The organism is Roseovarius sp. (assembly GCF_018066915.1).
GTDB lineage: Bacteria > Pseudomonadota > Alphaproteobacteria > Rhodobacterales > Rhodobacteraceae > Roseovarius.
This window is the reverse complement of record NZ_JAGPVV010000196.1, coordinates 1-10435: the sequence shown is the minus strand read 5'-3', so window position 1 is coordinate 10435 and position 10435 is coordinate 1. Positions and strand designations below refer to the sequence as shown.

General features: G+C 64.0%; 12 protein-coding genes. 8 read left to right on the top strand and 4 right to left on the bottom strand.

Annotation, left to right across the window (positions count from 1 at the left end; all coding sequences use genetic code 11):
• Nucleotides 1-267: 267 nt before the first annotated feature.
• The 3 genes from KBT70_RS10765 to KBT70_RS10755 are packed head-to-tail and all read right to left on the bottom strand — an operon-like array spanning nucleotide 268 to nucleotide 2592.
• Nucleotides 268-1329, bottom strand: a complete 1062-nt coding sequence (locus KBT70_RS10765) for a dihydropteroate synthase (protein ID WP_296632711.1) — start codon at nucleotides 1327-1329, stop codon at nucleotides 268-270.
• 9 nt (nucleotides 1330-1338) lie between these two features.
• A complete protein-coding gene (locus KBT70_RS10760; RefSeq protein ID WP_296632709.1) occupies nucleotides 1339-2265 on the bottom strand; it encodes a methylenetetrahydrofolate reductase in 927 nt (308 codons plus the stop codon).
• Nucleotides 2266-2295: 30 nt separating this feature from the next.
• Nucleotides 2296-2592, bottom strand: a complete 297-nt coding sequence (locus tag KBT70_RS10755) for a virulence factor (protein WP_296632705.1) — start codon at nucleotides 2590-2592, stop codon at nucleotides 2296-2298.
• Between the two features lie 236 nt (nucleotides 2593-2828).
• On the opposite strand from KBT70_RS10755, the gene KBT70_RS10750 reads away from it, so the two are divergent.
• Genes KBT70_RS10750 through KBT70_RS10740 form a run of 3 tightly spaced genes read left to right on the top strand, consistent with a single transcriptional unit; the run spans nucleotide 2829 to nucleotide 5126 of the window.
• Entirely contained in the window at nucleotides 2829-3941 is a 1113-nt protein-coding gene (locus KBT70_RS10750) for a Ppx/GppA phosphatase family protein (protein WP_296632702.1), read from the top strand.
• Nucleotides 3938-4399: a phage tail protein gene (locus KBT70_RS10745; protein WP_296632695.1), complete on the top strand. Its 462-nt coding sequence runs from the start codon at nucleotides 3938-3940 to the stop codon at nucleotides 4397-4399. The genes KBT70_RS10750 and KBT70_RS10745 overlap by 4 nt, the downstream gene beginning before the upstream one ends.
• Nucleotides 4400-4409: 10 nt before the next feature.
• Nucleotides 4410-5126, top strand: a complete 717-nt coding sequence (locus KBT70_RS10740) for an RlmE family RNA methyltransferase (RefSeq protein WP_296632691.1) — start codon at nucleotides 4410-4412, stop codon at nucleotides 5124-5126.
• A gap of 4 nt (nucleotides 5127-5130) precedes the next feature.
• On the opposite strand, the gene KBT70_RS10735 is transcribed toward KBT70_RS10740, so the two are convergent.
• Nucleotides 5131-5334: a hypothetical protein gene (locus KBT70_RS10735; protein ID WP_296632686.1), complete on the bottom strand. Its 204-nt coding sequence runs from the start codon at nucleotides 5332-5334 to the stop codon at nucleotides 5131-5133.
• A 257-nt stretch (nucleotides 5335-5591) separates the two neighbouring features.
• On the opposite strand from KBT70_RS10735, the gene KBT70_RS10730 reads away from it, so the two are divergent.
• From KBT70_RS10730 to KBT70_RS10710, 5 genes are all read left to right on the top strand, one after another.
• Nucleotides 5592-6455, top strand: coding sequence for a xanthine dehydrogenase family protein subunit M (locus KBT70_RS10730; RefSeq protein ID WP_296632683.1), 864 nt, complete (start codon nucleotides 5592-5594; stop codon nucleotides 6453-6455).
• Entirely contained in the window at nucleotides 6452-6931 is a 480-nt protein-coding gene (locus KBT70_RS10725; protein ID WP_296632681.1) for a (2Fe-2S)-binding protein, read from the top strand. The genes KBT70_RS10730 and KBT70_RS10725 overlap by 4 nt, the downstream gene beginning before the upstream one ends.
• Nucleotides 6931-9177, top strand: a complete 2247-nt coding sequence (locus tag KBT70_RS10720; RefSeq protein ID WP_296632678.1) for a xanthine dehydrogenase family protein molybdopterin-binding subunit — start codon at nucleotides 6931-6933, stop codon at nucleotides 9175-9177. Before KBT70_RS10725 ends, KBT70_RS10720 begins: the two co-directional genes overlap by 1 nt.
• Nucleotides 9177-9422 carry a MoaD/ThiS family protein gene (locus KBT70_RS10715; RefSeq protein ID WP_296632676.1) on the top strand — a complete coding sequence of 82 codons (246 nt, stop codon included), beginning with the start codon at nucleotides 9177-9179 and terminating at the stop codon, nucleotides 9420-9422. The genes KBT70_RS10720 and KBT70_RS10715 overlap by 1 nt, the downstream gene beginning before the upstream one ends.
• Before the next feature lie 71 nt (nucleotides 9423-9493).
• Nucleotides 9494-10435: FAD-dependent oxidoreductase (locus KBT70_RS10710; RefSeq protein WP_296632673.1), on the top strand; the 942-nt coding region annotated here is incomplete at its 3' end.

The following is a 10435-nucleotide window of genomic DNA, read 5'->3' as shown; positions in this document are numbered from 1 at the left end:
CTTCGGCATGAGCGCTGCGCGGCGGCGCTACGCGCCTTGATTCCGCGCTTTGGTGATTAGGGGAGGGGGGAGGTCTTGGGTCAAGCCCTTGGCGGGTATTTCAAGAGACCCCGGATCAAGTCCGGGGTGACGGTTTGGGGGCAGACGGGCGCGGCACGGCGGCACCTGTGGTGCCTTGATTCCGCGCTTTGGGGATTAAGGGAACGTTTTACTCAACGAAAAAACGCGGCCCTTGGGGCCGCGTTTGGGTCTTTGTCGGAGAGTGCGTTAGCCCCTGCGGCGGCTGCGGCTTCCTGCGCGGCCGCCGGCGCGGACTTCTTCGCCGGGTTTGGGGGGGGCTTTGTTGAACTTGATCCAGTTGCCGCCATGGGGGTCGTTGTTCATCAGGAAGTTGGCGGCCATGATCGCCTCCATCTCCTTGCCTGCGCGGGCCTGCATGGAGCCCAGACCAAAGAGCTGGCAGAAGGTCTCGTCATCCATATCCTCGGGCAGGATCAGGCCGGAGGCGGCGACTTCGGCCTTTTTCGCCTCGATCTCGGATTGTTTCACCGGCAGGGCGATGGGGTTCATGATGGCGGAGGTCATGCCCGCCTCGATCGCCATAGGCAGGAAGGCATTGTTGATGCCGTGGCGGTTGGGCAGACCAAAGGAGATGTTGGAGGCCCCGCAGGTGGTGTTGACGCCCAACTCCTCGCGCAGGCGGCGCACAAGGGTAAAGACCTGACGACCAGCGGTGGCCATGGCACCAACGGGCATCACCAGCGGATCGACCACGATGTCATAGGCGGGGATGCCGAAATCGGCAGCGCGCTCGACGATCTTTTTGGCCACGGCAAAGCGGACGTCGGGGTCTTCAGAGATGCCGGTGTCATCATTGGAGATGGCGACAACGGGGACGTTGTATTTCTTGACCAGCGGCAGGACGTATTCAAGACGCTCTTCCTCACCCGTCACCGAGTTGAGGAGGGGGCGGCCATGGGCGGCCATGAGGCCGGCCTCGAGGGCGGCGGGCACGGACGAGTCGATGCAGAGCGGCAGATCGACGAGGCCCTGAACCAGCTCGATCATGCGGGTCATCAGGGGCGGCTCGGTCTCGTTCGGGTTGGGGTTGGAGTTGTAGACCACGCCCGCGTTGATATCGAGCACGGTGGCCCCTGCGGCGGCCTGCGCCAGAGCGTCGGATTCGACGGTCGAGAAATCGCCCGCCTCAAGCTCGGCGGCGAGTTTCTTGCGGCCGGTGGGGTTGATGCGTTCGCCAATGACGCAGAACGGCTCGTCAAAGCCGATGACGGCGGTTTTGGTTTTGCTCTCGACGATGGTGCGGGTCATGGTCTGGTCTTATCCTTGCTGGTTGGCGGGCGTGGCCGAAGCCCCGCCGTTTTCGATGGCCCATTCGGCATTGGCCTTGATCCCGCCAAGCGGGAAGAAATGCACATGCTCGATGTTGAAATTCGGGTTCGCGGCCTTGTGGGCGGCGAGTTCGCTGAGGACGTCGGTCGGCTCGTAGGGCAGGAGCAGTTTCGAGACATCCATGGCGCGTTTTTGCAGGACCTTGAGCGAGGGGCCGACACCGCAGGCGATGGCGAATTTGATCAGGGTCTGCAATTTGGCGGGACCGGCGATGCCGATATGGATGGGCAGGGTGATGCCCGCCGCGCTGAGGCTGTCGGCCCAGGCGATGATCGGCTTGGCGTCAAAGGCGAATTGCGTGGCGAGGGCCATTTTCGCATCGGTGGTTTCCGAGAATTTCTGTTTCCAGCGAAGCGCATCCTCGACGTTCTTCATGCTGCCATCGGGGTCGATGTCCTTGTTGCCCTCGGGGTGGCCCGCGACATGCAGACGTTTGAAGCCCGCGCGGTCGAATTCACCGGATTCAAGAAGTTGGATCGAGCTTTCGAACGCGCCATGGGGGGTGGAGACACCACCGGCGAGGAGGAGGGCCTGATCGACATTGGCCTCGCCCTGATAGCGGGCGATCCAATCGGCCAGCGTGGCGCGGTCCTTGATGATGCGCGCGGGGAAATGCGGCATCACGGGGTAGCCATCGGCATTGAGCCGCGCGGCGGTGGCGACCATATCCTCGATCGGCGTGCCCTCGATATGGGCGATATAGACGCGGGTGCCGGCGGGCAGCAGGTCGCGGAAATTCTCGACCTTTTCGGCGGTGCGCGGCATCACCTCGATGGAATAGCCCTCAAGGAACGCCTCGAGTTGGCCATTCGCGGGGGTGAATTTCTCACGCTTCTTGAAGTTGAAAAGTGCCATCGCGGCCTCCCATAGAGATCCAGGGCGCATTCACGCCCAGCCATCATTCGCGATCAGGGCCTTGATACGCTCCTGATCGAATTCTGCGTCGATCCGGGCCGCCTCGGATTGGGCGACGGCGTCGGGTTCGCCTTCGATGGAATAGGGAGAAGCCTTGCGCCATTCGGCGAGATAGGCATCGGTGCCAGCGGCGCCGCATTTCATCGCCGCGCGGTCGATGGCCTGCTCGAACCGCTCGGGCAGCTGAACCTTGCTGCCGCGACGGCCTTTGCCGACGATGACCTGAGCGGGGATGTCCCGCCAGTAGACGATGGTGACGTCAACCATGGCTGATTCCTTTTTCCTTCGTGGTCCCTACGTAATGCAGGAGCGACGCAGCGCAGGGTCGGATTTCGACAGAACGGGCGCGTCATGCGACCTGCGCACAGTAGCCGCGGGCTGGGACAGGGGCCATGGGGGCAATTGCGAAAAATACTCATCATCATCATGACCCCTCGCAACGCTTGCGTGCGCCCGCGCTTCGGACTAGTTTGGGGACAACTTGAAATGGAGGGCGTGTTGCTATGACGCCCAAGCGTCCCGAAAGTGCGGGCGCGGTCCCGAAACCGGTTGAGAGCCCCGCACTGACCCATCCGGATCGGGGGCCGCTTTATGCGGCGCTGGATCTGGGAACAAACAGTTGTCGGATGCTGATTGCCCAACCCGAGGGCCATCAGTTCAAAGTCGTGGACAGCTTTTCGAAATCGGTGCAGTTGGGGGCGGGGCTTGAAAGCTCTGGCAGGCTGTCGCGCGCGTCGATTTATCGGACCATTCAGGCGCTGCGCGTGTGCAAGCAGAAGCTCAAGCGGCATCGGGTAACGCAGATGCGGCTGGTGGCGACCGAAGCCTGTCGCAGGGCGACCAACGGTGCCGATTTCATGATGCGGGTGGAGCGCGAGACTGGGCTGAAGCTCGATATCATCGCGCCGCAAGAAGAGGCGCAATTGGCGGTCGTGTCCTGTGCGCCGTTGGTGAGCCTGCGCACCGATCAATTGCTGGTGGTGGATATCGGTGGCGGGTCCACGGAATTGGTGTGGATCGACCTGACGGCGGTGCCGCATTCCGAGCGGCGGCGCGCGATCATGCGGATGCATATGGGGTTTCATGCAAGCCCCGTGGGCCTGCCTGCGGCCAAGGTCGTGGACTGGATCAGCGTGCCGCTTGGGGTGGCGACGCTGCGCGATCAGTTCCGCGATGTCGAGGATGATGCGGCGCGGTTTGCGCTGATGAGTTGGTTCTTTGAGGAGAACCTTGCCGAATTCGCGCCCTACAAGGACGAACAATCGCGCGAGGGGTTTCAGATCGTGGGAACGTCCGGCACGGTGACGACGGTGGCCGCAAGCCATCTGGGCCTCAAGCGCTATGACCGCAACAAGGTGGATGGGCTGACCATGACCAGCGACGAGATTGACCGGGTGATCCGGTCCTATCTCGCGCTGGGGCCTGCGGGGCGGCGGCGTGATCCGCGCATTGGGCAGGATCGGCAGGCGCTGATCATGTCGGGGGCGGCGATTCTGCAGGCGCTGTTGCGCTGCTGGCCCACGGATCGGCTGAGCGTGGCAGACAGGGGCCTGCGTGAAGGCATGCTCTATGCCCAGATGGCGGCGGATGGCGTATTGACGGACGGAGAGGCATGATGGTGGATAAAACATCAACCCCGCCGCACATTCCGTCGCCTATATCGCAGTTCTATTTCCAAGTGACAGTGGGGGCCGAGAACCTGTGGTTTCAAGAAGTGTCGGGGCTGATTGCGGACCATCCGACGATTGACGACCGCGCGGGGCAGTTATCCGGGTTGTCACATCTGAAACTGCCAAGCCCCCAGAAGCATGATAATATCGTTCTGAAACGGGGTGTGATTGCGGCGGATAGCGCGGTTCTCGATTGGCTTCCGGACAACTTGATGACGGCGATCAAGACCAAGGATCTGACGATTGCCTTGTTGGATGACATGGGCAAGCCGATGTGGGTTTGGCAGGTCAAAAAGGCATTTCCGGTCAGGATGATGATCTCTGATCGGCAGCCCAACGGCAATGAGGTGGCAATTGACTCGTTCGAGATCGCCCATGGGGGGATGACAATTGAAAACGTGTGAGACGGAATAGATGGCCAAGACACCGGATGGCAAGAACACCTCGGGGCGCGGGCAGCGCGACCTGACGGTCAAGGTCAAGACGGCGCGCGGGCGCACGTCGTCCTCGACGCGTTGGTTGCAGCGCCAGTTGAACGATCCCTATGTCAAGCGCGCGCAGATCGAAGGCTACCGGGGCCGCGCGGCGTTCAAGATCATGGAATTGGATGACAAGTTCCGCTTTCTCGTGCCCGGTGCGCGGGTGCTTGATCTGGGCTGTGCGCCGGGGGGCTGGTGTCAGGTGGCGGTGCCACGTGTCAATGCCCTGGGCGAGAAGCAGGGCAAGGCGATCGGGCGCATCGTGGGGGTCGATCTGCAAGAGGTGGAGCCGATCATGGGCTGCGAGATCCATCAGCTTGACTTCATGGCGGACGATGCCGATCAGCAGGTCAAGGACTGGCTGGGTGGCAAGGCGGATGTGGTGATGTCGGATATGGCGGCCTCTAGCTCGGGTCACAAGCAGACAGATCACTTGCGGATCATCGCGCTCTGCGAGGCGGCGGCCTATCTGGCGTTTGACGTGCTGGAAGTGGGTGGCACGTTTGTGTCCAAGGTGCTGGCAGGCGGGGCCGAGGGCGAGTTGCAAAAGCTCTTGAAGCAGCGGTTCGAGAAGGTGGCCAACGTCAAGCCCCCCGCATCACGCGCCGACAGTTCGGAGAAATTCGTGGTGGCCACCGGCTTTCGCGGCTGAGGGGTCAGAGCAGCGCGCGCTCGTCCGGGGCGATGGAGCGGGCGGCCGCCTGAGCAAAGAGGTGCAGATCGGCGGGATCGGTTTCGGGGAGGTCGGGATTTCGGCGTGAGACATGGTGCGCCATGCTGCGTTGGCGGATCAGTTCGAACAGGAGCGCGTGGCGCGCGCGGTCGAGTTTGGGACGGGGCCGCGGATCGGGCTGGGACATGAAATACCTCGTGAGAACGCTCGAACAGATTAGTGCAAATGTCTTGCCAAAGGATTGCGGCGATTTTAGCGCCATATCCGTGCGGCGGTAAGGCGTTTTGCGCAGAAGGCCGGCCGGGGGACCAAGAGTGGCGCGGGCAGGCGGTGAAGCGTCGGCAAGCGATTTGCGTCTTGGATCGAGTTGCGGGATAGTTGGCGCAAAGAGGGCCGAGTCAGGCAGAGGTCTGGCCGGTGCAGCAACAGGAAAGGACGGCCGAAATGCGATATGAGGCACCTCAGGATGTCGAGGCCGCAGTGCGGATTCTCGCCGCGGAGCAGGGGGCGTATGTGCTGGCGGGGGGCACGGACCTGTTGGTCAAGCTGCGCTCGGACATGATCGAGCCGGAAGTGGTGGTCGACATCAAGCGCATCGCGGGGATGAAGGCGATCACGGCCGAAGATGGCGGCTGGCGGATTGGTGCTGCGGTCTCGGGTGCCGAGATGGGCGAGCATGCCAGTTTGGTCGCGGATTGGCCCGGTGTGGTCGAGGCGGCAGGGCTGATCGGCTCGACTCAGGTGCAGGGGCGGGCCACATTGGCGGGCAATCTCTGCAACGCCTCGCCTGCGGCAGATTCCGTTCCGGCGATGGTGGCGGCGGGGGCCGTTGTGCGGGTGGTTGGCCCCAAGGGCACGCGCGATGTGGCGGTGATAGATATTCCCAAATCACCGGGCAAGACGACGCTTGAGGCGGGCGAGTTCATTGCCTCGGTCTTTCTTCCGGCGCGCGGGACGCGGTCGGGCGATGCCTATCTGCGCTTTATCCCCCGCACCGAGATGGATATCGCAGTGGTTGGGTGCGGAATTTCACTGAGCCTGGATGAAGAGGGCCGGGTGACGGCGGCGCGTGTGGCGCTTGGCGCGGTCGGGCCCAAGGTCATTCTGGTCGAGGCGGCGGCGGCGGCGATCAAGCGCCGGGTGCTGGACGAGGCCACGCTGAGCGATCTGGCCGAGGCCTGTTCCAAGGCGGCCACCCCCATTGACGACAAGCGCGGCACGGTTGATTTCCGCCGCCATGTGGCGGGCGTTCTGGCCCGTCGCGCGGCGGTGATCGCAGAGGCGCGCGCGAAAGGAGAAAAGGCATGAGCCGGATACATGTGACGACAACGGTCAATGGCGACGAGACCGAATTCCTCTGTGATGCCGAGGCGACGCTCTTGGATGTGCTGCGCGATGAGTTGGGCCTGACGGGCACCAAGGAGGGCTGCGGCACCGGCGATTGCGGGGCCTGTTCGGTGACGGTGGATGGGCGGCTCGTGTGCTCCTGCCTGATGCTGGGGGCCGAGGCCGAGGGCCGCGAGATCACCACCATCGAGGGCATGGCGGCGGGCGAGGTCCTGCATCCGCTCCAGCAGAAGTTCATCGAGATGGCCGCGCTGCAATGTGGCATCTGCACGCCGGGCATCCTTGTGGCGGCGAAATCGCTGCTCGAGCGCAACCCGGACCCGTCTGAGGAAGAAGTGCGCTATTGGCTGGCGGGCAATCTCTGCCGGTGTACGGGGTATGACAAGATCATCCGCGCCGTGATGGAAACGGCGGCGGATTTGCGGAGGGCGTCGTGATGGCACTGGATGACACCAAGAAAATCAAGGATTTCAAGGTTGTGGGCACGCGGCCCAACCGGCCTGACGGGATCGACAAGGTGACGGGGCGCGCGCGCTTTGGCGCGGATATGGTGGCGCCGGGGATGCTGACGGGGCGTGTTCTGCGCAGCCCGCATGCCCATGCGCGCATCCTGCGGATCGACACCTCCAAGGCCGAGGCGTTGCCCGGCGTCAAGGCGGTGGTCACGCGCGCCGATTTCGGCGATGTGCCGGATCATGTGGCCAATGTGATCGACAATTGCATGGCGGGCGACAAGGCGCTCTATGATGGGCATGCGGTTGCGGCGATTGCCGCGAATTCGGCGGCGGTGGCGCGCAAGGCGCTGAAGCTGATTGAGGTGGAGTATGAGGTTCTGCCGCATGTGACGGATGTGGACGAGGCGATGAAGCCCGGCGCGCCGGTGCTGCATGAGGGCTGGCAACAGGAAACGGTGCCCGAGGGCTATTCCGGCAACGTGATCTCGCGGGTCGAGTTCGGGCATGGTGATATCGAAGCGGGTCTGGCCAAGGCCGACCGCGTGGTCGAGCGGACCTATCGCACCGGGGCCACGCATCAGGGCTATATCGAGCCGCATGCCTGTCTGGCGACGATGAGCGCGGATGGTCAGGGGGATCTCTGGGTCTGCACCCAAGGGCATTACATGGTGCGCAATGTCTGTGCCGCGATCCTCGGGATGGAGCAGGGGCAATTGCGGGTCACGGCCAGTGAAATCGGCGGCGGGTTTGGCGGCAAGACGGTGGTCTTTCTGGAGCCGGTGGCGCTCATGCTGGCCAAAAAGTCTGGCCGCCCGGTCAAGATGGTGATGAGCCGGTCCGAGGTGCTGCGCGCCACCGGGCCCACAGCCTCGACCTCGATTGATGTCAGGATCGGGATGACCAAGGAGGGCCGGATCACCGCCGCCTTTGCCGAGTTGCGCTATCAGGGCGGGGCCTATCCGGGCTCGCCCGTCGATATGGGGTCGATGTCAGCCTTTGCGCCTTATGATCTGGAGAACGTCAAAACCGTTGGCTGGGATGTGGTGAGCAACCGGCCCAAGGCGGCGGCCTACCGTGCGCCCGGCGCGCCAATGGCGGCCTTTGCGGTGGAAAGTGCCATTGACGAATTGGCCAAGGGATTTGGCCTTGATCCGCTGGCGGTGCGGTTGATGAACGGGGCGAAGGAGGGCACGAAAGCCTCTTACGGTCCGACCTATCCGGCGATTGGTCTGATGGCCACGTTGGAGGCGGCGCATAAGCATCCGCATTGGACCGCGCCCTTGGGCGAGAACCAAGGGCGCGGTGTGGCCTGTGGGTTCTGGTTCAACTTTGGCGGCGATACCTGCGTCAGCCTCAATGTGACGCCGGACGGGACGGTGACAGTGTCGGAGGGCAATCCCGACATTGGCGGCTCGCGCGCGTCGATGACGATGATGGCCGCTGAAGAGCTGGGCATTCCCTATGATCAGGTGCGGACAATTATTGCCGACACCGGTTCGCTGGGCCAGAACGAGGTGACAGACGGCAGCCGCGTGACCTTTGCCGTGGGTCTGGCCACGATCGAGGCGGCGCGCGCCGCCAAGCGCGAGATGTGCAAACGTGCCGCGATGATCTGGGGCATCGACGAAGAGGCGGTCGAATGGGAAGACGGGGCCGCGCGCCCCGCTGGCCCCAATGCCGGGAAATTCCCCCCCATGACCATCAAGGAAATCGCCGCCGTGGCCAGCAACACCGGCGGGCCGATTGCCGGGCATCATGAGGTGACTGCCGAAGGGGCAGGTGTCAGCTTTGGCACGCATATGGTGGATGTCGAGGTTGATCCCGATACCGGCGCCACCAAGATCCTGCGCTACACGGTGTTTCAGGACGCGGGGCGTGCGGTGCATCCGGCCTATGTCGAAGGGCAGTTTCAGGGCGGTGCCGTGCAGGGTATCGGCTGGGCGCTCAACGAGGAATACATCTATGGCGAGGATGGGATTCTGCAAAACGCAGGCTTCCTTGATTACCGGATTCCCGTGGCCTCTGACCTGCCGATGATCGACACGGTGATTTTGGAAATCCCCAATCCGGGGCATCCCTACGGGGTGCGCGGGGTCGGGGAAACGCCGATTGTGCCGCCCTTGGCGGCGGTGGCCAATGCGGTATCGGCGGCGGCGGGCGTGCGGATGACGCGCCTGCCGATGTCGCCGCCGCGTGTTCTGGCCGCGATTCAGGCGGCCAAGGGCTGATGGTCAAGGTCGTGCTCTGGGGGTCGCTGGCCGAGAGCGCGGAAGGCCAACGCGAGGTGGCGGTCGAGGCCGACACCTTGCGCGCGTTGCTTGATGGGCTGGGGGAGAAATTCCCCGGCCTGCGCGCGGAGTTGGAGCGCGGCGTGTCGGTGTCGATAGACGGGCGCGTCTATAACGACAGTTGGTTCACGCCCATTCGCCCCGATAGCGAGGTCGTGCTGCTCAAGCGGCTCAAGGGCGGCTGAGGCGCGCGCATTCGCCGCTTTTCCTATGCGGCGGCTTGGCCTATCCCAAGCGCAGAAATAGGAGTTTTCCGATGATGCCTGCCTCTGTTCCCCTGACCCGTGATCTGGTGCTGATCGGGGGTGGTCATGCTCATGCGCTGGTGCTGCGGATGTGGGGGATGGACCCGCTGCCCGGGGCGCGGTTGACGGTGATCGACCCCAATCCGGTGGCGCCTTATACGGGCATGTTGCCGGGGTTGGTGGCGGGCCATTACCGGCGCGAGGAATTGGAAATTGATCTGGTGCGGCTGGCGCGGTTTGCGGGCGCGCGGTTGATCGTGGGTGCGGTCACGGGGATTGATGCGGGCAAGGGCCGGGTGACGGTCGCGGGGCGGGGCGAGATCGGGTTTGACGTGGCCTCGGTCGATGTGGGGATTCATTCAGGCATGCCACGGGTGCCGGGGTTCTCTGAACATGGCGTTGCAGCCAAGCCGCTCGGCCCCTTTGCCGGGGCGTGGGAAGCGTTTCTGGGTCGGGTGACGCAAGGGGCCACACCGCAAGCGGCGGTGATCGGCGGCGGGATCGCCGGGATCGAATTGGCGATGGCGATGGCCTATCGGCTGCGGGGCGTTGCGGGGCAGGCAGAGGTCACGCTGATCGAGCGGGCAGGGGAGATTGCGCCGGGTGCGCCGGTGATCCGACCGCGCCTGATCCGCGCCTGTGCGGCGGCGGGGGTGCGTATTCTGACGGGTGTCGAGGTGGCGCAGGTCACGGGTGCGGGTGTGGTTCTGGGCGATGGCACCGAGATTGCGGCGGGGTTTGTCGCGGGGGCAGCGGGCGCGCGGGCGCATGGATGGCTGGCCGAAACCGGATTGCCGGTGACGGAGGACGGGTTTTTGCGCGTGGGGGCGGATTTGCGGGTCGAGGGGCAAGAGGCGATATTTGCCGCCGGGGATTGCGCGTATCTGACCCATGCGCCGCGCCCCAAGGCCGGGGTTTTTGCCGTGCGCGCCGCCCCTGTGCTGCGCGACAAT